Origin of the sequence: Vibrio sp. JC009, assembly GCF_029016485.1 — a bacterium.
Classification (GTDB): domain Bacteria; phylum Pseudomonadota; class Gammaproteobacteria; order Enterobacterales; family Vibrionaceae; genus Vibrio.
Window position 1 is genome coordinate 109,397 of sequence record NZ_CP092106.1, and the last position, 22,721, is coordinate 132,117.

24 protein-coding genes are annotated in these 22,721 nt (G+C 49.5%); 17 read left to right on the forward strand and 7 right to left on the reverse strand.

Translation table 11 applies throughout. The annotated features are described in order from the left end of the window. Nucleotides 1-244: 244 nt before the first annotated feature. Genes gspG through cysQ form a run of 10 tightly spaced genes read left to right on the forward strand, consistent with a single transcriptional unit; the run spans nt 245 to nt 7,193 of the window. The gene (gene gspG, locus L3Q72_RS00485) at nt 245-691 is read left to right on the forward strand and encodes a type II secretion system major pseudopilin GspG (RefSeq protein ID WP_275130752.1); all 447 of its coding nucleotides are present in this window, start codon (nt 245-247) and stop codon (nt 689-691) included. Nucleotides 692-700: 9 nt separating this feature from the next. Next, nucleotides 701-1,288, forward strand: coding sequence for a prepilin-type N-terminal cleavage/methylation domain-containing protein (locus L3Q72_RS00490; protein ID WP_275130753.1), 588 nt, complete (start codon nt 701-703; stop codon nt 1,286-1,288). Next, entirely contained in the window at nt 1,288-1,644 is a 357-nt protein-coding gene (gspI, locus tag L3Q72_RS00495; protein WP_275130754.1) for a type II secretion system minor pseudopilin GspI, read from the forward strand. The genes L3Q72_RS00490 and gspI overlap by 1 nt, the downstream gene beginning before the upstream one ends. Then, a complete protein-coding gene (gene gspJ, locus L3Q72_RS00500) occupies nt 1,631-2,296 on the forward strand; it encodes a type II secretion system minor pseudopilin GspJ (protein ID WP_275130755.1) in 666 nt (221 codons plus the stop codon). The genes gspI and gspJ overlap by 14 nt, the downstream gene beginning before the upstream one ends. Next, nucleotides 2,289-3,308, forward strand: a complete 1,020-nt coding sequence (gene gspK / locus L3Q72_RS00505; protein ID WP_275130756.1) for a type II secretion system minor pseudopilin GspK — start codon at nt 2,289-2,291, stop codon at nt 3,306-3,308. The genes gspJ and gspK overlap by 8 nt, the downstream gene beginning before the upstream one ends. Continuing rightward, nucleotides 3,301-4,512: a type II secretion system protein GspL gene (gene gspL, locus L3Q72_RS00510; RefSeq protein WP_275130757.1), complete on the forward strand. Its 1,212-nt coding sequence runs from the start codon at nt 3,301-3,303 to the stop codon at nt 4,510-4,512. Before gspK ends, gspL begins: the two co-directional genes overlap by 8 nt. After that, nucleotides 4,509-5,003, forward strand: coding sequence for a type II secretion system protein M (locus tag L3Q72_RS00515; protein ID WP_275130758.1), 495 nt, complete (start codon nt 4,509-4,511; stop codon nt 5,001-5,003). The genes gspL and L3Q72_RS00515 overlap by 4 nt, the downstream gene beginning before the upstream one ends. A gap of 1 nt (nt 5,004) precedes the next feature. Continuing rightward, entirely contained in the window at nt 5,005-5,763 is a 759-nt protein-coding gene (locus tag L3Q72_RS00520) for a type II secretion system protein N (RefSeq protein ID WP_275130759.1), read from the forward strand. A 37-nt stretch (nt 5,764-5,800) separates the two neighbouring features. Beyond that, a complete protein-coding gene (nudE, locus tag L3Q72_RS00525) occupies nt 5,801-6,358 on the forward strand; it encodes an ADP compounds hydrolase NudE (RefSeq protein WP_275130760.1) in 558 nt (185 codons plus the stop codon). 10 nt (nt 6,359-6,368) lie between these two features. Further along, nucleotides 6,369-7,193: a 3'(2'),5'-bisphosphate nucleotidase CysQ gene (gene cysQ / locus L3Q72_RS00530; RefSeq protein WP_275130761.1), complete on the forward strand. Its 825-nt coding sequence runs from the start codon at nt 6,369-6,371 to the stop codon at nt 7,191-7,193. Between the two features lie 136 nt (nt 7,194-7,329). Here cysQ and nfuA read toward each other — a convergent pair whose 3' ends face one another. Both nfuA and L3Q72_RS00540 read right to left on the reverse strand, forming a co-directional pair. Then, the gene (gene nfuA / locus L3Q72_RS00535; protein WP_275130762.1) at nt 7,330-7,917 is read right to left on the reverse strand and encodes a Fe-S biogenesis protein NfuA; all 588 of its coding nucleotides are present in this window, start codon (nt 7,915-7,917) and stop codon (nt 7,330-7,332) included. Between the two features lie 101 nt (nt 7,918-8,018). Then, nucleotides 8,019-8,495 carry a ComF family protein gene (locus L3Q72_RS00540; RefSeq protein WP_342752146.1) on the reverse strand — a complete coding sequence of 159 codons (477 nt, stop codon included), beginning with the start codon at nt 8,493-8,495 and terminating at the stop codon, nt 8,019-8,021. Between the two features lie 316 nt (nt 8,496-8,811). On the opposite strand from L3Q72_RS00540, the gene bioH reads away from it, so the two are divergent. After that, nucleotides 8,812-9,579, forward strand: a complete 768-nt coding sequence (gene bioH / locus L3Q72_RS00545) for a pimeloyl-ACP methyl ester esterase BioH (RefSeq protein WP_275130764.1) — start codon at nt 8,812-8,814, stop codon at nt 9,577-9,579. Between the two features lie 116 nt (nt 9,580-9,695). Beyond that, entirely contained in the window at nt 9,696-10,166 is a 471-nt protein-coding gene (locus L3Q72_RS00550; protein ID WP_275130765.1) for an ATP-dependent Lon protease, read from the forward strand. Between the two features lie 98 nt (nt 10,167-10,264). Here L3Q72_RS00550 and L3Q72_RS00555 read toward each other — a convergent pair whose 3' ends face one another. Continuing rightward, a complete protein-coding gene (locus tag L3Q72_RS00555) occupies nt 10,265-12,601 on the reverse strand; it encodes a Tex family protein (RefSeq protein WP_275130766.1) in 2,337 nt (778 codons plus the stop codon). Nucleotides 12,602-12,744: 143 nt separating this feature from the next. Here L3Q72_RS00555 and L3Q72_RS00560 point away from each other — a divergent pair, with 143 nt between their 5' ends. From L3Q72_RS00560 to L3Q72_RS00570, 3 genes are all read left to right on the forward strand, one after another. Continuing rightward, nucleotides 12,745-13,311 (forward strand): sigma-70 family RNA polymerase sigma factor, encoded by a 567-nt coding sequence (locus tag L3Q72_RS00560; protein ID WP_275130767.1) that lies wholly within the window; start codon nt 12,745-12,747, stop codon nt 13,309-13,311. Between the two features lie 123 nt (nt 13,312-13,434). Further along, the gene (locus L3Q72_RS00565) at nt 13,435-14,430 is read left to right on the forward strand and encodes a permease (RefSeq protein WP_275130768.1); all 996 of its coding nucleotides are present in this window, start codon (nt 13,435-13,437) and stop codon (nt 14,428-14,430) included. A gap of 9 nt (nt 14,431-14,439) precedes the next feature. Further along, on the forward strand, nt 14,440-14,673 hold the full coding sequence (locus L3Q72_RS00570; RefSeq protein WP_275130769.1) for a thioredoxin family protein: 234 nt from the start codon (nt 14,440-14,442) through the stop codon (nt 14,671-14,673). Nucleotides 14,674-14,786: 113 nt separating this feature from the next. Here L3Q72_RS00570 and greB read toward each other — a convergent pair whose 3' ends face one another. Beyond that, complete coding sequence (gene greB, locus L3Q72_RS00575) at nt 14,787-15,260, reverse strand: transcription elongation factor GreB (protein WP_275130770.1); 474 nt, start codon at nt 15,258-15,260, stop codon at nt 14,787-14,789. Between the two features lie 151 nt (nt 15,261-15,411). Here greB and ompR point away from each other — a divergent pair, with 151 nt between their 5' ends. Both ompR and envZ read left to right on the forward strand, forming a co-directional pair. Further along, the gene (gene ompR / locus L3Q72_RS00580; protein WP_275130771.1) at nt 15,412-16,131 is read left to right on the forward strand and encodes a two-component system response regulator OmpR; all 720 of its coding nucleotides are present in this window, start codon (nt 15,412-15,414) and stop codon (nt 16,129-16,131) included. Between the two features lie 58 nt (nt 16,132-16,189). Then, nucleotides 16,190-17,512 (forward strand): two-component system sensor histidine kinase EnvZ, encoded by a 1,323-nt coding sequence (gene envZ / locus L3Q72_RS00585; RefSeq protein ID WP_275130772.1) that lies wholly within the window; start codon nt 16,190-16,192, stop codon nt 17,510-17,512. Here envZ and recG read toward each other — a convergent pair. The 3 genes from recG to spoT all read right to left on the reverse strand — a co-directional run bounded on the left by recG (nt 17,509) and on the right by spoT (nt 22,708). Then, nucleotides 17,509-19,587: an ATP-dependent DNA helicase RecG gene (gene recG / locus L3Q72_RS00590; RefSeq protein ID WP_275130773.1), complete on the reverse strand. Its 2,079-nt coding sequence runs from the start codon at nt 19,585-19,587 to the stop codon at nt 17,509-17,511. The two genes, envZ and recG, sit on opposite strands and share 4 nt — an antisense overlap. A gap of 259 nt (nt 19,588-19,846) precedes the next feature. After that, nucleotides 19,847-20,533, reverse strand: coding sequence for a tRNA (guanosine(18)-2'-O)-methyltransferase TrmH (gene trmH / locus L3Q72_RS00595; RefSeq protein ID WP_275130774.1), 687 nt, complete (start codon nt 20,531-20,533; stop codon nt 19,847-19,849). A gap of 54 nt (nt 20,534-20,587) precedes the next feature. After that, entirely contained in the window at nt 20,588-22,708 is a 2,121-nt protein-coding gene (gene spoT / locus L3Q72_RS00600) for a bifunctional GTP diphosphokinase/guanosine-3',5'-bis pyrophosphate 3'-pyrophosphohydrolase (RefSeq protein WP_275130775.1), read from the reverse strand. Nucleotides 22,709-22,721: the final 13 nt, after the last annotated feature.

A 22,721-nucleotide genomic window follows, 5' to 3' on the forward strand; every position in this document is an offset into this window, starting at 1 on the left:
CTAACTCCCCCTTCTATTAGCTTTAGCAACCAATTAGGCTTTATTACTCAAGGGGGAGAACCGTTCTTTGGTTACCTTAAAATTTGTGTATAAGAGTCAGGGTTACAGGCTAGGTGGCGTTATGGTATTTCAGCGACTATCGTCGTCATTCCTGCGGAGGCAGGAATCTGCTCACAGCGTGTTGTAGATCTAAAGTTGTTTAAGTTGGTTAAGAATAACAAGGTTTAGTTATTCAGGAGTAAAAATGAGAAAAGTACATAAAAAGCAGGCGGGTTTTACCCTGCTTGAGGTGATGGTTGTTGTTGTTATTTTAGGTATTCTGGCCGGTTTTGTGGCGCAGAATATGTTTGGCAACGTAGATACAGCAAAAGTACAAAAAGCGGTTGCGGATATTACTTCTCTGGAGAGTGCGCTGGATCGCTACAAGCTGGATAACAGCGTATACCCGACAACCGATCAGGGGCTTGAGGCTTTGGTTGATAAGCCTTCCGGTAACCCTGAGCCACGCCGTTATCCGGAAGATGGTTATATCAAGCGTCTGCCAAAAGACCCTTGGGGATACGACTACCAGTACATGAGCCCGGGTGATAACGGCACTATCGATATCTTTACTTTAGGTGCCGATGGTCAGGAAGGTGGTGAAGGAATTAACGCTGATATCGGTAACTGGAACCTGCAGGACTTCCAGTAAGCCACCTTTATGAAGAGAAATGCTGGATTTACTCTGATAGAAATCATGCTTGCCATGGTGGTGCTTTCTTTGGGTACTGTAGCTGTGGTGATGAGTCTTCCTGCCACTCAGGAGGATTTGGCGGAAGAGGAAGCGCGGCGTTTTTATCACCGGCTTTTACTGCTTAATGAAGATGCGGTTCTCAATGGTACCGATTTTGGCCTTCGTTTTGAGGTGCCGGAAAATCAGTACCGTTATTTAAAGCTGACCGGAGAAGGCTGGCAGCTGTTTGAGTCCAAGCGTTACCAGACCAAAGAGCTGGATGAAGCGCTGAGCTTCTCTTTTTCTCTTGGGAACAGTGCCTGGAACCGGAACGAAAGCCTGTTTGAACAGAGCAGTCTGTTTGACGATCAAATGTTTGCCGAGTTTAAAGAAGAGAAAAAGGAAAAACCACCACAGGTGTTTGTGCTGTCCAGTGGTGAAATTACCCCGTTTAATCTGAGTATTCAGGCGCAGTCAGTCAAAAGAGAAGAGGATGCCTGGCGGGTGATAGCGCTTGAAACCGGAGAGGTAAAACTTCTGGCTCCCGGCGAGTCGCTTGAGGGGGCAGAAGAGTAATGCGGACTTCTAAAGGAATGACTCTGCTTGAGGTTCTGGTGGCACTGGCGATTTTTGCCACCGCTTCGCTCAGTATTATCCGTGCGGTCAGTCAGCATACGAATACACTGCGTCACCTGGAAGAAAAGACCTTTGCTTCCATGGTGGTGGATAATCAGATGGCTCTGGTTCTGCTTGATGGTGTGCCTTCATCGGCCAAAACCGGCAAAACAGAAATGGCCGGACGCACCTGGTACTGGAAGGTGGCACCGGTTCCCACGGTAGCGGATTACATTACCGGGTTTGATGTCAGTGTTTCTACAGAGCCGGGAGTAAAAAATCCTGTGGCGACGGTGAGAAGTTATGCGCCGAAATAGTTATAAATTCAGCGGGAAGCACAGCGGATTTACCCTGATTGAAGTGCTGGTTGCTATCGCGATTTTTACCACTTTAAGCTTTTCGGCTTATCAGGTTCTGGATCAGACGCAGAAGAGCAACCAGCAATCGATAGAAGTCACTGGTCGCCTGAAAGAGATTCAGCGGGCTATGGTGATGATTGACAATGACTTTCGTCAGATAGCGCTCAGACCATTCAGAAACAATGGCGAAGAGGCATCGGGGAAGTTGCTCTGGTTCAGTGAAGGATTGTTAGATTCGGACAGTAACGGTGTGCTGTTTGTCCGTCTGGGCTGGCAGAACCCTCAGCAGTTTTTTCCCAGAGGCGAAGTGACCAAGGTTGGTTACCGCATCCGAGATAAGCAACTGGAAAGAGTCTGGTGGCGCTATCCGGATACGCCAGCCGGACAGCAGGGAATTGTGACCCCTCTGTTGACGGATGTTGAAGAACTGGAAATGCGCTTTTATGGCGAAGAGGGCTGGAAAAGCGAATGGAGTGAGTCCTACAGTCTGCCAAAAGCCGTTGAGCTGAACCTGACGCTGGCTGACTATGGTGTGGTGACCCGGGTATATCTGACTTCGGGAGCGAAACTGGCGATTACTGCCTCGGATGAAGAGGTAACGGATGAGTAAATATCGCCATAAGTCCGGGCCGAAATATAAACAGCAGGGCGTTGCGCTTATCGTGGTGCTGCTTGTGCTGGCTGTGATGGTTTCCCTGGCTGCGACCATGTCTGAACGGCTGTTTATTAATTTTCAGCACGCAGAGAATCAGAGGGATTCCCAGCAAGCTTACTGGTATGCCATCGGTGTGGAAGCACTGGCAAAGTACGCTGTTACCGAAAGTAAAAAAGACAGCGATACGATTAATATGAGTCAGCCATGGGCACTGGAGGAGCAGGTCTTCCCGCTTGATTACGGACAGGCAGCCGGAAAGATTCGTGATATGCAGTCCTGCTACAATATTAATGTACTGGCGGCCAGTAGCAGTCAGCAGCTTTCTGAGGGTGAGACCAAGCCCTATTTAGTCAGTGTGCTGCAATTGACTCTGGAAGAGCTTGGAATAGAAAACTATCAGGCTGAAGTATTTGCTGATTCAGTGCGGGAGTATCTCGATGCGGATGACAGATCGCTGAGTAACTTTGGCGTGGAAGACAGTACCTATGAGGCACTTTCGCCGGCTTATATGGCCGCAAATGGCATTCTGGCTGATGCCAGCGAGTTAAGGTCCATATACCAGACTGACCCGCGGATGATGACACTGATTGCCCCTGTGCTTTGTGCCATACCGCAGGATGACTGGCGGTTAAATATAAATACGCTGGATGAGAAAGGCGCTGTGATTCTGGCCGCGCTGTTTTCTCCTCAGCTTAGTGTTGGTGATGCACGGAGTCTGGTGGAAAACCGCCCCTTTGATGGCTGGGAGAGTGTTGATGAGTTTCTGTCTGAGGCCAGTCTTTCCGGTATAGACAGCACTATCACAGACAAGGCAAAGGGCTATCTTGCTGTGGATAGCAGTTATTTTGAACTGGATGCACAGATATTAGTGAATGAATCGAGAGTAAGAGTTCGCAGCTTGCTTTACGTTAATGATAATGACGAGGTATCGGTGATACGTCGTCGCTTTGGAGGGATCAGTGAGTGAGTTTCTGACCGTTCGGCTGAGCAGGGATAAAGAAAAGACCGTTAGCTGGCTTGTTTGGTCGGCAAGCCAGAATGAGATTATTGCCAGTGGTGAACTAGCAGGTCATGAGCAGCTTGAAGAGCTGGCTCCTTATGCCAGACAAAGAACGACCATCATTATTCCGGATTCCGGCGATATTGTTCTGTCGGAGGTTGAACTGCCTGCCGGCGCTTCAAAGCAGCTGGACACGGTTCTGCCGTATCTGATGGAAGACGATATTGCCCAGGATGTGGAAAGTCTGCACTTTCATGTGATGAAAAAAGCAGGCCAGAAGGCTTATGTGGCAGTAGTTGAGCGCCAGTATATTAAATCTCTGCTTGATAAGTTCTCTAAGCTTGGCATTGAAGTGAAGAAAGTGGTCCCGGATGTGCTTGCGCTTCCGGTGAAAGAGAAGGCGATTTCTGCGGTTCAGATAGATGATACCTGGCTGCTTCGCAAGGCGGTGTACTCGGGACTGGTGATTGAGCAGGAATGGCTGCCTCAGTTTTTTGCTTCTGACTGGCGAAAAGCGGAAGAGTCCGTTCTGCCGGTTCACAGTTATACCCCGGCACCAGAAAACAGTGATTCACAACAGTGGCAGCAGCAAGAGCCTGAGCTGGTGATGGAGCTGCTGGCAAAAGGGGCAATCGCATCTTCTGAAAACCTGTTGTCCGGTGAGTTTAAGCCTCAGTCATCTATTCTGAAGCATCTGAGAGTGTGGAAAGGTGCAGCCGTTGCTGCCTGCTTCTTGCTTGTGGTGGCGCTGATTCAGAACGTCATGCAGATAAATCAGGCTGAAGAGCAGGCGAAGGCGTACCGGGCTGAGAGCGAGCGGATTTTCCGGGCTATCTTTCCGGATAAAAGAAAAATCCCGACCGTCAGTTATCTTAAACGCCAGATGAATGATGAAGAGAGAAGGCTTTCTGGAGGCGGTGTTGGTGACTCTGTATTTACCTGGCTGATGGCATTGCCTGAGGCTTTGAACAAACAGGGAGAGGTTAAGTTCACATCGCTGAGATACGACGCCAACCGGGGTGAGGTCAGAGTGGAAGCTAAGATGAAAGACTTCCAGACTTTTGAAGTTGTCAGAAAGAAACTGGCGGAAACTTTCGTGGTAACTCAGGGACCGCTGGATCGTGAAGGCGATAAGGTTCAGGGAAGCTTTGTGCTGAGGAGAGAGCCATGAGCGGATTGAAGAATAGTGTGCTTACCTGGTGGAACAGCAACAGCGTCCGGGAGCAGCGGTTATTGCTAATCTGCCTGACTTTAATGGTGTTTGCCGGTGTTTACTGGGGCCTTGTTCAGCCAATGGCTGACCGGGCCGGTCAGGCGCAAAACCGTATCAACAGCGAAAAGCAATTGCATGACTGGGTGGTAAAAAAAGCCGACAGAATTACGGAGTTAAGAGGCGTTGGCGGTAAAGCCATCTCTTCTGCACCAGTGAATCAGGTTGTCTCTTCGTCTGTCGGGCGCTACAGGGTTGAGCTAATCCGTATGCAGCCGAGAAATGATTCCCTTCAGGTCTGGGTGAAGCCTCTGCCGTTTAATCAGTTGCTAAACTGGCTGGCTTATCTTGAAGAAAGTCAGGGTATTGGTGTGGAATTTATCGATCTGGCCGCATCAGAAACCGAAGGGGTTGTGGATGTGAAGCGCTTACAACTGAAGAGAGGCATCTAGCGTGAAACGCATTGTTTTGTTTTCAATTCTGTTTTTATTTGTGACCTTAATTAGTGTCTGTGCCCATACTCCGGCCTCATTTGTTTTCAAATATATGCCAAAAGTAAAAGGGCTTGAGATTGCCGGATTGTCCGGGACTATCTGGCATGGAAAAGCTCAGTCTGTGGTGGTCCGGGGTATCAATCTGGGTCAGGTTAGCTGGGACTTTATACCTTCAGACCTGTTTCAGGGAGAGGCGGCATACGCAGTCAGATTTGGACGAAATAGCCCTATGAAGCTGAGTGGCAAAGGGATTATCGGCTACGGTTTCTCCGGCCCGTTTGCTGAAAACCTGCATGCTTCAGTACCAGCAGAGTCTGCGCTTCAGTTTGCTCCTGTCCCGGTGCCGGTTGAGGTGAGCGGACAGTTGGATCTGACCATCAATGAATATCAGTATGCATCTCCCTGGTGCCAATCTGCCCGGGGCGCCCTGGTATGGAATGCCAGCCAGATAGATTCTCCGCTGGGTGGCCTGGAGCTTGGGACGATTATTGCTGATCTGGAATGCTCCGACAGCACGCTGATTGCAAAGGGCGAGCATGATGTTGCTCAGCTTTCCGGGGCTATTGATGCAGAGTTAAGTTCTGACATGAAATACAGACTGGATACCTGGTTTAAGCCCGGTGCGCAGTTCCCGCCATCCATGCAGAAACAGCTAAAATGGCTGGGTGATCCGGATAATCAGGGACGCTACCCATTTGTGTTGTCAGGGAAGTTGTAGTATAGATTGTTAAATAATTACTACTAAGGAGAAAGCTATGCCAGCGAGGAAAAAACCCATCATTAAATCGGTTGAAACCGTGGCCAGGTCTAAGCTTTTTTCCATCGAATCCCTTGAGTTGGAGTTCTCCAATGGAGCGCAGCGCACCTATGAGCGCATGAAGCGCACTAACCGTGAAGCCGTATTGGTTGTGCCTGTTACTGACAGCGGAGATCTGCTGTTGGTGCGGGAATATGGTGCCGGAACAGAAGAGTACGAGCTGGGCTTTCCCAAGGGATTGGTTGATTTAGGTGAAACGCCTGAACAGGCTGCCGATAGAGAGTTAAAGGAAGAGATAGGCTTTGGCAGCAACAATCTGACCTTCCTGAAAGAAGTTGTGCTGGCACCGTCTTACTTTTCCAGCAAGATGAGTCTTTATATTGCACGAGGGCTGTATCCGGAAAAACTGGAAGGTGATGAGCCTGAACCGCTGGAAGTGGTGCGCTGGCCACTTGCACAGGCGGAGGAGTTGTTAACGCATATGGACTTCAGCGAAGCGAGGAGTATTGCCGCACTGATGCTGGCAATGCGTGTTTTATCGCAGGAATCAAACTGAGGTGTCCGTGATGTCTAAAGATATGTCCCATCTTCTTCCATCCATCATTGAGGTTGCCAGATCGGCCGGTCAGCTGATACTGGATATCTATGAAAACAAGCATTACGAGTCATTTACCAAAAGTGATTCTACACCTGTGACCAGTGCGGACTTAGCCGCGCATAAGCTTATCAACGAAAAACTGCCGGAGCTGACACCCGATATCCCCGTTCTTTCAGAAGAAGCTGCTGATATCAGCCTTGAAAAGCGGGCGCAATGGTCGCGCTACTGGCTGGTGGACCCGCTTGACGGTACTCAGGAATTTATTGCCCGCAGCGGCGATTTCGCTACCATTATTGCCCTTGTTGAAGACAACAAGCCGGTAATGGGCGTGGTCTATGCCCCGGTATCCGGAGTGACTTACTACGCTTATGAGGGCAAAGGTGCCTGGAAGATCCCGCAAATAGGCGACGAAAGTGTGCCTATCCAGACGCATCAGCATGACGAAGAGAGTCAGACGCTGGCCATCGCCATCAGCCGTCGCCAGGATATCAACCGAATCACCAGCCGTATGTGCCCGTCATGGAACTACGATTTAGTCCCTCTGGGATCCGCAGCCTTAAAAGCCTGTCTGGTAGCAGAAGGTGCAGTAGACTGCTACCTGCGCCTGGGGCCGACGGGAGAATGGGACACAGCAGCAACCCAGTGCATCGTCCAGGAAGCCGGCGGCAGAGTGCTGAGCACAAAACTGGAAGCTCTTTCCTATAACGAAAGAGAAACGCTGGAAAACCCGAATTTTATCGTGTTGGGGGATGAGAGGTTGCCTTGGGATCAGATACTTAGGGAAAAAGGTTAGTGGGCCCTGGGCCCTAGGTTTCTGGGCCCTGGGATATTGACTTTGCTTGGGTAAGCTAATTGTATTTAGCTTGTTATAACGTTTTTTCCCAGGGCCTAGCAGGGCGAAGCCCGAACCCAGGGCCCAGGGCCGAATATTAGTAGTACGAATGCTCCCCCCGAGCATGCTCCGTAGCATCACGCACTGCGGTTAACTCCCCCTCAAACTGAGCCAGAAGTTCTTTTTCTATACCTTCTTTCAGAGTGACATCAACCATAGAACAGCCATTACAACCGCCGCCGAACTGGACTAGGGCGATGCCGTCTTCGGTGATTTCAACCAGGCTTACATGACCACCGTGGCCTGCCAGCTGTGGGTTTACTTGCGTCTGGATTGCGTACTCAACGCGTTCCATTAGCGGGGCGTCATCTGCAACTTTACGCATTTTTGCGTTCGGTGCTTTCAGGGTTAGCTGAGAACCCATTTTGTCTGTTACGAAATCAATTTCTGCATCTTCAAGGAAAGGCAGGCTTAGATCATCAACGAAGGCTGAAAAGGCTTCGAATTTCATTTCGGTATCGGCACTTTCAACCGCTTCTGTCGGGCAGTAGGACACGCCGCATTCTGCGTTTGGTGTTCCCGGATTGACAACAAATACACGGATGTTGGTACCTTCAGGCTGTTGTTCCAGCAATTTTGCAAAGTGGTTCTGAGCATTCTCAGTGATAGTAATAATATTCGACACGGCTAATACCTGACTTATTTTGTAGGTTATTTCGATTACATTCTACTCCTGTTTAAATCGGATGCCACCTTTTTATTCAGCAATGAGATTTTGCATCACTTTTATGACGGTTCAGGAGTTCGGCATATACAGTAAATATCAATTTTTTTTACTCCAATATCAAGGAGTAACTGGCATAAATGCCGGGCTGTACTGCCTGTTGTCACCACATCGTCAACGATAGCAACATGCTCCACACCGGGGTGATTTAATAACTGAAATGCGCCACTGAGGTTGGACTGTCTTGCCTGTAAGGAGAGGCTTTGCTGAGGTGGTGTGGACTTTATTCTCCGGAACACCTTACGATTAAGCTGGCTCTGTTGCCCTAGATGTTCACAAAGATAGTGTGCCAGTATCCAGCTTTGGTTGTAGCCCCTGCGGATATAGCGTTTCCAGTGCAGCGGGACAGGGATTACAACAGGAGCCGGGTGATCGATATTCAGGGAAAGCAGATAGCTCAGGTCATAGGCGAAGCGGTATTTGTGGTGATATTTCAGCTGACTGACGTATCCGGAAAGCGGTGTCTGATAATCTCCCACACAATATAATCTGTGCCAGATTGGTGGATTGATAAGACACTGTCCACATTTATCCACGGGTTTCAGCGTAGGAAGCCCGCAACAGCGGCAACGTGGCTGAGGCAGAAAATATCTCTGACAGCTTTTACACCAGATGGTGGTATTATGAACACTATCAATGGTGAGACCACATAAATCGCATTGAGGAGTACAATACCTGAAGAAAAGAGTTCTTAGCGGCTCTGTTAGCATGGGAAGTACTGGTTAGTGGGCATCTTTGTAGATTAGCCCCGTTAATCTGGTCCGCTGTATGAGTTTAGTAGGAGAAAGAGAGACAATGAGCGCACCTTTATTTTGGCAGACCCTGGGCGAAGGCGAAGATGTTGTGCTGATCCACGGCTGGGGAATGAACGGAGCAGTCTGGCAGCAGACAGCGGATATTCTGTCGCAGCATTACAGGGTGCATATTGTGGATCTGCCGGGCTACGGGCACAGCGCTGAAACCGGCGCGCAGGATCTGGATGAAATCGCTTCTCTGGTGCTGGACTCTGCGCCGGATAAGGCTATCTGGATTGGCTGGTCACTGGGTGGACTGGTGGCAACCCATGTGGCACTGAACTATCCGCAACGGGTTGCTAAACTTATTACCGTAGCCAGTTCACCAAAGTTTGCAGCAGAGAAAGGCTGGCGAGGTATTAAGCCACAGGTTCTGAAGGCCTTTACTGAGCAACTGGTGGAAGATTTTCAGACAACCATAGAGCGGTTTATGGCGCTTCAGGCCATGGGTAGTCCCACAGCAAGGCAGGATGTAAAAACGCTGAAAAAGGCCGTACTGTCCCGTCCGGCTCCGGATCAGGACTCTTTGGTGCTTGGATTAAGCCTGCTGGCAGATGTGGATTTCCGGTCAGAACTCAAAAATTTGACGATGCCAATACTCCGTCTTTATGGCCGACTGGACGGACTTGTACCGGTAAAAGTCGCTAAGGATGTGGCTAACTATATTGAAAATTCAGAAGATTTTACTTTTGCAGAGTCTTCTCACGCCCCGTTTATGACGGAGCTGGAGGCCTTCTGTTCAAGAATAATTCAATTTATTGGTAAATAATTGAGCAAGTTGGCCGATAACTAGTCTAACCAAGAGAGATACATTAAGGTCGCTGTTGGTGTATCGCGGATTATGCTGCGCATGGGAAGTGATACTGAAATTGAAGGAGGTTTGTCATGATTGTGTCGCCGACCAATGTGAGCGTGCCACTGATTGCCCCTTCGGTCAATGTTCAGACAGAGCAGGCGGCGCACGAAAACAAAATCCGTGAGCCAATAGTCCCGACTGTCGAACTGACGAAATCCAATGCAGAAAGACGTATCACTGCGGATGATAAACGCCGGAAACGTCCCTCATGGGAGCCGTCTGACCACCCTGATTATGAGTTGGAGAACGAGACAAGTACTTCTTCTTCGTATAGTGAAGAGCCAGAAGATACACTGAGCAGACTGTTTAGGTTAATTGCGTTGCAAACCTACGCAGAAAAGCAGGGTATGGGCTACACAATACGCTTCCGGCTGCCGAAACGCCTGCTGGATGCCGCGATTATTCAGGGAAAAATGGAGCGACGCCGGACAGTGATAAGCTATCACTATGGCCACGCCGTTGCACCGCATACACCATCGGAGGTGTTGGCGGTGTTGTAATAGAAGGCCCTGGGCCCTGGGTTTACAGGCTCTTGGGGGAGCCTCCCCCAGGAACCAGCAGTGAGCGAAGCGAACGAACCCAGGACCAAGGGCCCTATTTATTTCTTCGCCTTAGCAAACGCCGCCGCAAACGCTCCACCCATCGCATTATTCCCCTGAGGTTCATTGCGCTGACGGTTTTGTCTTTGCTGTGGTTTCGCTGCGCGGCCACCGGAGCCGCCCTTCGGACGGTTATCCTGTCCCGGCTCGTCCTTCAGACGCATGGATAGTGCGATACGCTTTCTCTGTACATCCACTTCCATCACTTTGACCTTAACGATATCACCGGCTTTTACCACTTCACGCGGGTCAGAGACAAATCGGTCAGTCAGGGCAGAGATATGCACCAGACCATCCTGATGAACACCGATATCGACGAAAGCACCGAAGTTAGCCACGTTTGAAACCACACCTTCCAGAACCATACCCGGCTCCAGATCAGACACTTGGTTTACACCGTCAGCAAAGGTGGCAGTTTTAAACTCAGGACGGGGATCTCGGCCCGGTTTATCCAGCTCCTTAATGATATCGGTGACGGTTGGTACACCGAAGGTTTCATCCGTGTAGTCTGATGCGCTTAGCTTTTTCAGGAAGTCGCTGTCACCGATAATTGACTTGATGTTTTTACTGGTGCTTTCAGAAATACGTTTTACCACCGGATAGGCTTCCGGGTGAACCGAAGAGGCATCCAGCGGGTTTTTACCGTCCATAATGCGCAGGAATCCGGCGCACTGTTCAAAGGCTTTTGGCCCCAGTCTTGCCACTTTTTTCAGTGTGGTGCGGGCTTCAAAGCGGCCATTGGTATCGCGGTAATCCACAATATTCTGAGCGATAGTTGCAGACAAACCGGCAACACGGGTCAGCAGTGCCGGTGAGGCTGTATTTACATCAACACCCACGGCGTTTACACAGTCTTCTACTACGGCATCCAGTCGTTTTGCCAGCATACTCTGACTCACATCATGCTGGTACTGGCCGACACCGATGGATTTAGGATCAATTTTAACCAGTTCAGCCAGCGGATCCTGAAGACGTCGTGCAATGGAAACTGCGCCACGAAGTGATACATCCAGATTCGGGAACTCTTTTGCCGCAAGCTCTGAAGCGGAGTAAACCGATGCGCCGGCTTCGCTGACAACAATTTTCTGTACCTGAAGGTTGGCTCTTTTCAGAGTGTCAGCCACAAAGGTGTCTGTTTCCCTTGAAGCGGTACCGTTACCGATGGCAATCAGATCAACATTGTGTTTTCTGATTAGCAGTTCAACCACATGAGCTGATTTTTCGATCTGTTTCTGTGGTGGATTCGGGTAGATGGTGTCGGTTGCCAGAAGCTTACCTGTTGAATCTACTACGGCGATTTTTGAACCGGTTCTTAAACCCGGATCCAGACCAAGGGTTGCTCGCGGACCGGCAGGCGCAGCCATCAGCAGGTCTTTCAGGTTGGTTGCGAATACTTCAATGGCATCGATTTCTGAACGCTCTTTCATGGCGCTCATCAGTTCGGTTTCCATATGCATGGAGACCTTGATACGCCATGCCCAGCTGATGACCTGCTTTCTCCAGCTGTCGGCAGGGGCTTCGCTCAGGTGAATATTGTAGTGGTTTGCGATAATGGTTTCGCAATATGAGCCCCGAACAGACTCTTCCTGCTCAGGATCGGCATTAAGGGAGAGCTGCAAGAAACCTTCGTTGCGGCCACGAAGCATTGCCAGAGCGCGGTGAGAAGGCACACGACTTAATAGCTCATCGTGCTCAAAGTAATCTTTGAACTTCTCACCTTCCTGCTCCTTGCCTGCGACGACACGGGAGCTAATTTGAGCTTGTTTATTCAGATGCTGACGGATTTTTTCCAGAAGGTCTGCGTCTTCAGCAATGCGCTCCATAATAATGGCGCGGGCACCGTCCAGTGCAGCTTTGGTGTCGGCAATGCCTTTGTCGCTGCTGATATATTTTGCCGCTTCCGTTTCAGGCTCGTGCTGCGGTTCGTTCCAGAGAGTATCTGCCAGAGGTTCAAGGCCTGCTTCAATGGCTATCTGACCTTTTGTGCGTCGTTTTGGTTTGTATGGCAGGTAAAGGTCTTCGAGGCGGGTTTTACTGTCCGCCTGATTGATGGACTGCTCCAGTTCCGGCGTCAGTTTCCCCTGCTCGGAAATGGATTTTAAAATGGTCTGGCGTCTGTCATTGAGCTCTCTCAGGTAAGAGAGGCGGGTATCCAGAGTACGAAGCTGAGAGTCATCCAGCCCCCCGGTCACTTCTTTCCTGTACCGGGCAATAAATGGAATGGTGCTGCCTTCGTCAATCAGTTTAACGGTGGCAATGACCTGTTCCACTCTTACATTCAGTTCCTGAGCGATTTGGCTGCAGATGTGCTGCGTTGCTGAGTTTTTTTGACTCATGGTGGTCTCTTAATCGGTTTTTACTTTCCTAATTAATGGGGACAAATTCTGAAATTTCCAGCTCTGAAATGAAGAACTGGGTATTGAGGTGGTACGCTTTATGTATAAAAATGCCTAAGGTTTGTTTAGCGGGGACGCGGAAAATGAGTGAGACGGACTTTTTAAATCAGGAAGGCGCATTTCCATGTGCAATGCGGGCATGGAGCCAGAATGAGCAGATTTTACTGCAGTGGCTTTTGAAAGAGACGCACGATAAGCAGCTTTCTCAGGATATTCTGCAGGAGGTGTTTATCCGCGTGATGCAGCAGAAGGAGGCGTTCTGCAATGTGGAAAGCCCTAAAGCCTGGATGCGACGGGTCGCTCATAACCTGTTAATCGATCAAATCAGAAAAAACCGTTACCAGCCTTTTGACGGCGAGGTGGAAGAAGAGGCGGAAGAGCTGCAGTATGATGCTGTCGATCTTCTGGCAATCAGCTGCCTCCCGCGCGTCTTATCGGAACTGGAACAGTCAGACAGAGAAGTGATAACCGCCTGCGATCTTCAGGGTATGAATCAGCAGGATTATGCGGTTCAGCACGGCCTTTCCTTGCCAGCCGTGAAATCCCGCATCCGCAGAGCAAGAGAAAAACTGAAACAACAGATCCAGGTGTCGTGCAAAGTTCAGCTGGATGAACAGCAGAATGTTTGCTGTTTTACTGCCAGACAGTAAGCTTCGGCCCGTCAGCATACTGACTAGTTTCTCGTTATAAATAAATTTAAAAAATCTGCATCCTTTTCGAATCTGCTGCGTCTATATAACAGAACCAAAATGATTTATCCGAAAAGGTAGTTTATGTTTCAGTTGTTTACCGACTTCGCCTCTTGGTTGGTGTTTGGGCTTTTTGGCTTATCACCGGATTCAAAGTTAGGTGATGCGCTGCATTTCTTTGTTGAAGATACCACTAAAATCTTCGCACTTCTTCTTGTGATGATTTACATCATTGCCGTAATCCGTGCCTCTCTGGATGTTGAAAGGGTTCGAGATTATCTTGCTGGAAAGCATCGTCTGTTCGGCTATTTTATGGGGGCCACGTTCGGCTCCATCACACCATTTTGCTCGTGCTCCAGTATTCCGGTATTTCTCGGTTTTACCTCAGCGGGTATCCCTCTAGGGATCACTATGGCATTTCTGATTACTTCGCCTTTAATTAATGAAGTCGCTGTGCTGTTGCTGGTCAGCCTTTTGGGCTGGAAGTTTACCGCTATGTACATAGTGATTGGCATTTGCGTTGGCATTATCGGCGGTATGTTCCTGGATGCAATTAAAGCAGAACGCTGGCTGCAGTCTTTTGCCGCTGATGCGCTTAAGCGTGGTATTGAGAATCAGGAAAACAATCCGCTCGAAATTGAAGAGCGTGAGCCTCTGACTCTGAAAGAGAGACATCAGTTTGCGAAAGATGAGACCAGTGAAATCTTTGGCCGTGTCTGGAAGTGGGTATTTATCGGTGTTGGTCTGGGTGCTGCGCTGCACGGCTTTGTGCCTGACGGCTGGATTGAATCTCATCTTGGTGACCGCCAGTGGTGGTCTGTACCTGCGGCTGTATTTTTGGGGATTCCGCTTTATTCCAATGCAACCGGTGTGATTCCGGTAATGGAAAGCCTGCTTGTAAATGGTCTGCCGATTGGTACCACTCTGGCTTTCTGTATGAGTACGGTAGCGGCGAGCTTTCCTGAATTTATTCTGCTTAAGCAGGTTATGCAGTGGCGACTACTGGCCACTCTGTTTGTTGTACTGCTGACAGCGTTTACGCTGGTTGGTTGGTTCTTTAATTACATCCCATTAGTGTAAGGAAATATGATGAAAACAGTAAAAGTTTTAGGTTCTGGCTGCAAAAACTGTCAGGTAACGGCTTCAATGATTGAAGATGCGGCAAAAGAGAGCGGCACTGAAATTGAGCTGATCAAAGTGACTCAGCCACAGGATATTATGGCGTACAATGTGATGAAAACACCGGCTGTAGTCATTGACGAGCAGGTGGTGCATAAGGGAAGTGTGCCTAAGGCAGAAGACGTGGCTGGGTGGTTTGAGTAAGCTATGTGTCTGTAATGTAATGATTTATCCTCGTTTCCACGCTCCTGCATGGAAACGAGAAATTCCCATAGCCCAGAAGGGCGCAGCCCGTCCCATAGCCCAGTTCCCTTGAGTTATTTATACCTAATCTCATTCACAAACCACTCCTTCTCCCCCTCCGGAGTGCGAACCGTAAACTCATCATCCACTTCTTTTTTCAGAATCGCTCTGGCCATAGGTGAGTCGATAGAGATATATCCCTTAGCATCACCGTAAATCTCATCCGGCCCCACGATGCGAAAAGACATGGTATCGCCCGCTTCATTTTCGATCTCTACCCAGGCCCCGAAAAATACTTTGCCTTCCTGCTGTGGTGAATAGTCGACAACCGTGACCTGCTCAAGACGCTTTCTGAGATAGCGCACCCGGCGGTCTATCTCTCTGAGCCTTTTCTTGTTGTACTGGTAGTCAGCGTTTTCACTCCTGTCGCCTAAGCTGGCTGCCCAGGTGACTTTTTTCGTTACTTCTGGCCGCTCCTCTTTCCACAGGAAATTGAGCTCATTTTTTAATTTTTCGTAGCCTTCGCGGGTAATCAGATTTGTTTTCATAGGATTAATTATCGAATTAACTTTTTACTTTTAAATACATTAACGAACAATGAAATATATGTTAACAATTCTTTACTTAAAAATGACCTCAGCAATGATACTGTTTCCTATGCTTATTAAAAAGTAAACGACCACTGACGGGTGTAAGTAAATGCAAGAGAATTATAAAATTCTGGTTGTCGACGATGACGCTAGATTACGTTCTTTACTGGAACGTTATCTGTCTGAACAAGGGTTTCAGGTTCGTAGTGTAGCAAATAGTGAGCAGATGGATCGCTTATTAACACGCGAAAATTTCCATTTGATGGTATTAGATTTGATGCTGCCCGGCGAAGATGGTCTTTCTATCTGTCGTCGCCTGAGAAGCGTGGAAAACATGATACCTATTTTAATGTTAACGGCGAAAGGTGACGAAATAGACCGGATTGTGGGTCTTGAGGTGGGGGCTGATGATTATCTGCCTAAACCGTTTAATCCGCGCGAACTGCTGGCCAGGATTAAAGCTGTGCTGAGAAGACAGGTGATTGAAGCGCCTGGCGCGCCAAGTGCTGAAGAGTCCATCGTTGAGTTTGGTGAGTTCAGGCTTAACCTTGGTACCCGGGAGATGTTCAGGGGCGAAGAGGCAATGACGCTGACTTCCGGTGAGTTTGCGGTTCTGAAGGCGCTGGTGACCAATGCCAGAGAGCCTATGTCCAGAGACAAGCTGATGAATATGGCCCGTGGGCGTGAGTACTCTGCGATGGAGCGTTCCATTGATGTGCAGATCTCCAGATTACGCCGTATGGTGGAGGAAGATCCGGGTAAACCCCGCTATATTCAAACAGTATGGGGACTTGGATATGTCTTTGTACCTGACGGAAAGAGTGCCTAACTTCTCTCAAAACCTCCTCTGCTGCAGGGGAGGAATTTAACAAGGAACAGTTGTTGTTATGCGGATTCGCAGTTCACGAACTCAGGCCATATTACTGTTTGCTATCGTTCTGATTGCCAGCCAGATTTTTTCTTACTACGCGGTATTTAATTACGCGCTTCTCCCCAGTCTGCAGCAGTTTAATAAGATTGTTGCCCATGAAGTCAATTTGATGCTGGATGATGCCGCTGAGGCTGAGCAGAATATTGTCTCGCTTGAAACACCGGTCAGGCGTCAGTTGCTGGAAAAGCTTGGTGTGACGGTTCACCAGGTCAGCGAACCTGTACTTGAAGAGTTTAACAGCGCAACCGCTGTGGAGTTTCTTAGTGCGGATATGAGCCGGGAGCTTGATACTCAGGCTGAGGTGAGGATTATCCTGGCTTCAGAAAGTTATGTGCTCTGGGTGAAACTGGAGGAGCTTCCCGACAGCCTGCTGCGGATCCCGCTTTCTGAACTGCAGGAAGATGACTTTGTACCTCTGTTCAGGAATAGCCTGCTAATGGCACTGATGATTATTGTCGGTGGCTGGATGTTTATCCGTATGCAAAACCGGCCCCTAATGGCTCTGGAAAAAGCTGCGCTCAGAGTTGGACGGGGAGAAACGCCGCCGCCACTGCCCGAAAAGGGCACCGCCGAGATAAAGGCGGTGACTCAGGCTTTCAATAAAATGTCTAAGGGCATTCAGCAACTGGAAGAGGACAGAGCCTTGTTAATGGCCGGGATAAGCCATGATTTGAGAACGCCGCTAACCCGTATCCGGCTGGCAACTGAGATGATGTCGAAGGAAGACAGCTATCTGGCAGAAAGCATGATTGAGGACACAGAGGAGTGTAATCAGATTATCAGCCAGTTTATGGACTACCTGAAACCGATAAAGACAGACTCCTTTGAAGTGGTTAACCTTAACTCCCTGGCTAACGGGCTGGCGAATGCAGAATCCACAGACGGATTAGATATTGAGGTCAATACCGATCCTTCGCTGGAGAATATCTCAGCCAATGCCATCGCTGTTAAACGTGCTGTAAGTAATCTGGTGGTTAATGCCCGGCGCTACGGGAACGGCTGGTGCAGGATATCCACCGGGATGACGGCAAACAGAAAAATGGCCTGGATATCGGTGGAAGATAATGGCCCCGGTATTGAAGAAGGGCAGATGGGCAATCTGTTTGAACCCTTTACCCGCGGTGATACCGCCAGAGCCAGTGAAGGGACCGGACTTGGGCTCGCCATTGTGCAGAGGATTATCGCACAGCATGAAGGTTCGATTTCGGTGAATAACCGGACTGAAGGGGGGCTTAAGATCCAGTTGAGTTTTGCTGTTGGTTTTACCCCTAAGTCTTAGGCATTTGAATAAACATCCCGGTTCCCCAGCCAGCGTTCTATAATTGCCTGTGAGTTCTTTGGGTAATTGTCATGAAGGTGGCGCGCTATGCGCTGAACTTCCGGGATCAGGCGCTGATCTCTGACTAAGTCAGCAATTTTAAAATCAGCGACACCAGTCTGTTTGGTTCCCAGTAGTTCACCCGGCCCACGGATTTCCAAGTCCCGCTGGGCAATCACAAAGCCGTCGTTACTTTCACGCAGTACACCAAGTCGTTTTTGCGCCGTTTTGGAAAGTGGTGAGTGATAAAGCAGTACACAGTGGCTGGCTACCGAGCCCCGTCCAACCCTGCCTCTGAGCTGATGCAGCTGAGCAAGCCCTAGCCTTTCCGGGTTTTCAATAATCATCAGGCTGGAATTAGGAACATCTACGCCTACTTCAATTACTGTGGTGGCAACCAGAAGATGCAGTTTATTGCCTTTAAACTGCTGCATCACTTCCTGCTTCTCTGCTGGTTTCATCCTGCCGTGAACCAGACCTATTTTTAACTCTGGCAACTGCCTTTGCAGCTCTTCTGCCGTATCTGCCGCCGCCTGAGCTTCCAGTACTTCCGATTCATCTATCAGAGTGCAAACCCAGTAAGCCTGTTTACCTTCATTCAGGCAGGCGTTACGAACCCGCTCAATGACATCGTTTCGCTTGGTATCCGGAATAGCGACCGTGGTAATAGGCGTTCTTCCCGGTGGTAGTTCATCAATCACCGAGGTTTCCAGATCGGCATAAGCGGTCATAGCTAAGGTTCTTGGAATCGGCGTCGCAGTCATAATTAACTGATGCGGGAAGGCACCCTGAGCTTCTCCCTTTTCACGAAGTTTCAGCCGCTGGTGGACACCAAATCTGTGCTGCTCATCAATAATTACCAGAGCAAGATGATGAAAGTTCACATGCTCCTGAAACAGTGCGTGAGTACCCACTACCATCTTAGCTTCACCACTGGCAATGCGGCTAAGCTCAGTATCCTTCGCTTTGCCTTTTAGCTTACCCGCCAGCCAGCCCACCTGAATTCCCATTGGTTCAAGCCAGTTAGCAAAGTTAACCGCGTGCTGCTCTGCAAGTAGTTCAGTTGGCGCCATCAGGGCAACCTGATAACCGTGCTCAATGGCTCTGAGAGCAGACAGGGCGGCAACCAGAGTTTTACCTGAGCCAACATCTCCCTGCACCAGACGCATCATAGGATGGGGCTTAGCTAAGTCTGTCTCTATCTCTCCCACAACTCTGGCCTGAGCATTTGTCGGAGAGAAGGGAAGCTGACCAAGTAACTGATTTTTCAGGGCGGAAACTTTAGGCAGCGGAAGGGCGGTATCCTTCTGACCTTTGCTCCGGATAGCCAGCATAGAAAGATTCTGAGCCAGCAGCTCTTCAATGATTAAACGCCTTTGTGCCGGATGCTTGCCTTCATCAAACTCTTCAATATTGATGGATGGCGGAGGCCTGTGAATGGTGTGTAATGCCTGCCCTAAAGTCAGCTGATTATTATAAAGTCCTTCAGGCAATAACTCCTGAACAGCGGCTTTATCAAGTAATTCCAGAGCCTGGTCAGTCAGGTTTCTCAGGGTGTTTTGCCTGAGGCCATCTGTGGTGGGGTAAACCGGAGTCAGGTTATTTTCGGTTTCTGGTTTCTGTGCTGGTGCGAAAAACTTATAGTCAGGGTGGATAATTTCCAGTCCATAGCTGCCTCGCTTTATCTCACCGTAAGCGTGCACTAACTTACCTTCAGCAAAGTTATTCTTCATGCCCGCGGTAAAGTTAAAGAAGCGTAGCGTGATAGTGCCATTACCGTCACTAATCTTAACCGTCAGCATCTTCCTCCGGCCAAAAATAGTGTCCACGTTCATCACCTTCCCCTGAACCGCTCCCCAAAGCCCTGGATGCAGCCTGGCCATAGGATAAACGCGAGTACGGTCTTCATAACGAAGCGGAAGATGAAACAGCAGATCCTGAACGCTATTTAGCCCTATTTTCGCCAGTTTTTCCGCCATCTTGGCACCGACACCGGAAAGGGAGGTAATAGGTACAGCAGAAAGTAACTGGGACATAGGCTTCATACTCAGGCAGTTAAAGTAAGTTAGCCATTATTTTAAGCTTAATACTGTTAGTTTGTACAGGTATGAAAAAGGGGGGATGGGGCTATGGGACGGGCTTCGCCCTTGAAGGCTATAGGGAAAAGCTTAAAGAGCTTGACGCCATGCGCAGCTTATTCAAACTTTGCATAGCCCCATAGCCCCATAGCCCCATAGCCCCATAGCCCCATAGCCCCATAGCCCCATAGCCCCATAGCCCCATAGCCCCATAGCCCTATTTCCTCTGCATCTCCTTCCACCATTCCTCATCCGCCACAATCTGCCCTTCATCATCCAGCGGTGGATAAGCCATCCCCTTACGCTTGGCAACTTTCGCCAGAACAGGATGTCCCCGTTCAAACAAAATGCGGTGGATGGTTTCTTCCGGTAGCGCAGACTTTTCACGGTTGTACATACCCGCCAGTTCTCTTTGGCGCTGGGCTTCAAACAGGATAAGTGCGCTGGCAACGGAGACGTTTAGTGACTGAACCATACCGACCATAGGGATGATAATATCCTGATCAGCAAGCCCGAGAGCTTTTTGGGAGATACCGTGTTTTTCACCGCCAAGGATGATCGCAGTCGGCTTGGTGTAGTCGATTTCCCGGAAGTCTACCGCAGTATCAGACAGGTTGGTTGCCAGTACCTGCATGCCCTGAGATTTAAGCGTCTGTATTGCCGCTTCAGTACTTTCATGTGTATCCACTTCAACCCAGTTACGTGCTCCGGCTGAGGTGTGGCTCAGGGTGCGCATTTTTTCATCCGGCCAGACAGCGTGGATTTTGTGTACGCCTGCTGCATCTGCGGTGCGGATCACGGCGGATACGTTGTTGGGCTTATGCACTTCTTCCAGACACAGGGTCAGGTCAGGCTGGCGGGCTTTAAGTACGGTTTGAATGCGTTGATAACGTTCGAGATTCATGGATATACAACTCAGGAAAGTAAAACGCCTTCAGCGGGGGCTGAAGGCGTTTGGTTAAGGTCTTCTTCTGCGCACTTTCAGTGCGTGAGGCATTACGCGGATTTTCTTCATAATTCCGGCCAGATGCACACGGTCTTTGGTGGTCAGAGCGATAGTGATGGTATACAGGCGTCCATCTTTCTCTTCCGTCGCAATACCGTGGATATTTGAACCGGTACGGGAAATGACATTGGTCAGCTCGGCCAGTGCACCCTGACGGTTGTGCATATCGATCTGCAGCTCGGAGATAAATTCCTGCTCGTGTTCATCAGACCACTCTACACCCATGTATTTATCAGGCTCTTTCTGGTAGCCACGCACATTCGAACACACTTCACGGTGGACAACTAAGCCCCGGCCTGGTGAAACGTGCGCAATAATATGGTCGCCCGGAATTGGGTGGCAACACTTAGCGTAAGTCAGAAGGATACCGTCAGCACCTTTGATGGACAGCTTCTTACTGGAGGTTGGCGGAATTGAGCTGGTTTCGGTCAGCTCGTCTGCGTCTCCCAGCAGGCGGCGTGCGATAACAATACTCATCAATTCGCCAAGACCGATTGCAGCAAGCATATCGTCCACGCTGTCCATCTTCAGATCGTTAAGTACATGCTCGATATTTTCCGGATAGATGGTATCGATGGAGTGTCTGCCAAGTGCGTGGTTCAGAAGCCTGCGGCCCAGAGCCACGGACTCTTCGCGGCGCATGGTTTTCAGAACCTGACGTATCTTAGTGCGGGCACGGGAAGTCACCACATAGTTCAGCCATGCCGCATTCGGGCGGGCACCTGGTGCACTGATAATCTCAATGGCCTGACCGTTTTTCAGCGCTTTACTTAGCGGGTAAGGCTGACGATCAACTCTTGCACCCACACAGGTGTTACCCACATCTGTGTGTACGGCGTAGGCGAAGTCTACCGCTGTTGCGCCAGCAGGCAGCTCAACAATCCGGCCTTTCGGTGTGAATACAAAAATCTCATCCGGGAACAGATCAGACTTAACGTTTTCGATAAACTCAAATGAGCTGCCGGCACTTTGCTGAAGTTCAACAAGGCTCTGCATCCAGCGCTGGGCTTTAACCTGAGCGGTTGTGCCTTTACGGTCACCGCCGGCTTTATAAGACCAGTGTGCTGCAACACCTTTGTCCGCCATCTGATCCATATCTTCAGTACGGATCTGCACTTCCACCGGAACACCGTGAGGGCCAACCATGGAAGTATGCAAAGATTGATAGCCGTTGGCTTTCGGTACCGCGATATAGTCTTTCATCCGGCCAGGACGTGGTTTGTACAGGTTATGCACCTGTCCAAGCACGCGGTAGCAGGTGTCGGCATCTTCAACAATAACCCGGAACGCATAGATATCCATAATGGTATGGAAGCGCTGTTCCTTGGTCTTCATCTTGTTGTAGATGGAGAAAAGGTTTTTCTCTCTGCCAATCACTCTGGCTGCCAGACCTACTTCTTCAAGACGGCCTTCAAGCTCAGAGTGAATACGCTGAATCATCTCTTTACGGTTACCGCGAGCGGAACGAACCACTTCCTTCAGTACGCGATAACGGTTCGGGTAAAGCGCTTCAAAGCCCAGCTCTTCCAGTTCGGTCTTGATATTGTGGATACCTAGACGGTGAGCCAGCGGAGCATAGATTTCCAGCGTTTCACGCGCGATACGGCGTCGCTTATCCGGGCGCAGAGCACCAAGCGTACGCATGTTGTGCGTGCGGTCCGAGAGCTTGATAAGAATCACGCGGATATCCTGCACCATGGCCAGAACCATTTTGCGGAAGTTTTCAGCCTGCGCTTCTTTTCTGTCGCGGAACTTCAGCTTATCCAGCTTGGAAACGCCATCAACCAGCTCTGCAACCGTATCGCCGAACTGTCCGGCAAGGTCTTCTTTGGAGACTTCGGTGTCTTCGATGACATCGTGAAGAAGGGCGGCCATCAGTGTTTCCACATCCAGACGCATTTCTGCGAGGATTCGGGCAACAGCGACCGGGTGAATAATATAAGGCTCGCCGCTGGAACGTGTCTGTCCCTCGTGAGCTTCCTTTGCTACCACATAAGATTGACGCAGAGCCTCTAATTGAGGCTCTGTTAGGTATTCCTGGGCAACGTCTTTGAGACTATCGAATAGATACAAATTATAGGCCCGA

What these genes read in the sequence shown, in the direction of transcription:
- gspJ (WP_275130755.1), top strand. Translation starts at nt 1,631, where the DNA reads ATGCGCCGAAATAGTTATAAATTCAGCGGGAAGCACAGCGGATTTACC.
- gspK (WP_275130756.1), top strand. Translation starts at nt 2,289, where the DNA reads ATGAGTAAATATCGCCATAAGTCCGGGCCGAAATATAAACAGCAGGGC.
- L3Q72_RS00550 (WP_275130765.1), top strand. Translation starts at nt 9,696, where the DNA reads ATGATTGTGTCGCCGACCAATGTGAGCGTGCCACTGATTGCCCCTTCG.
- nudE (WP_275130760.1), top strand. Translation starts at nt 5,801, where the DNA reads ATGCCAGCGAGGAAAAAACCCATCATTAAATCGGTTGAAACCGTGGCC.
- gspG (WP_275130752.1), top strand. Translation starts at nt 245, where the DNA reads ATGAGAAAAGTACATAAAAAGCAGGCGGGTTTTACCCTGCTTGAGGTG.
- L3Q72_RS00490 (WP_275130753.1), top strand. Translation starts at nt 701, where the DNA reads ATGAAGAGAAATGCTGGATTTACTCTGATAGAAATCATGCTTGCCATG.
- cysQ (WP_275130761.1), top strand. Translation starts at nt 6,369, where the DNA reads ATGTCTAAAGATATGTCCCATCTTCTTCCATCCATCATTGAGGTTGCC.
- L3Q72_RS00570 (WP_275130769.1), top strand. Translation starts at nt 14,440, where the DNA reads ATGAAAACAGTAAAAGTTTTAGGTTCTGGCTGCAAAAACTGTCAGGTA.
- greB (WP_275130770.1), bottom strand. Translation starts at nt 15,260, where the DNA reads ATGAAAACAAATCTGATTACCCGCGAAGGCTACGAAAAATTAAAAAAT.
- gspI (WP_275130754.1), top strand. Translation starts at nt 1,288, where the DNA reads ATGCGGACTTCTAAAGGAATGACTCTGCTTGAGGTTCTGGTGGCACTG.
- recG (WP_275130773.1), bottom strand. Translation starts at nt 19,587, where the DNA reads ATGTCCCAGTTACTTTCTGCTGTACCTATTACCTCCCTTTCCGGTGTC.
- envZ (WP_275130772.1), top strand. Translation starts at nt 16,190, where the DNA reads ATGCGGATTCGCAGTTCACGAACTCAGGCCATATTACTGTTTGCTATC.
- L3Q72_RS00565 (WP_275130768.1), top strand. Translation starts at nt 13,435, where the DNA reads ATGTTTCAGTTGTTTACCGACTTCGCCTCTTGGTTGGTGTTTGGGCTT.
- L3Q72_RS00555 (WP_275130766.1), bottom strand. Translation starts at nt 12,601, where the DNA reads ATGAGTCAAAAAAACTCAGCAACGCAGCACATCTGCAGCCAAATCGCT.
- bioH (WP_275130764.1), top strand. Translation starts at nt 8,812, where the DNA reads ATGAGCGCACCTTTATTTTGGCAGACCCTGGGCGAAGGCGAAGATGTT.
- trmH (WP_275130774.1), bottom strand. Translation starts at nt 20,533, where the DNA reads ATGAATCTCGAACGTTATCAACGCATTCAAACCGTACTTAAAGCCCGC.
- L3Q72_RS00560 (WP_275130767.1), top strand. Translation starts at nt 12,745, where the DNA reads ATGAGTGAGACGGACTTTTTAAATCAGGAAGGCGCATTTCCATGTGCA.
- ompR (WP_275130771.1), top strand. Translation starts at nt 15,412, where the DNA reads ATGCAAGAGAATTATAAAATTCTGGTTGTCGACGATGACGCTAGATTA.
- L3Q72_RS00515 (WP_275130758.1), top strand. Translation starts at nt 4,509, where the DNA reads ATGAGCGGATTGAAGAATAGTGTGCTTACCTGGTGGAACAGCAACAGC.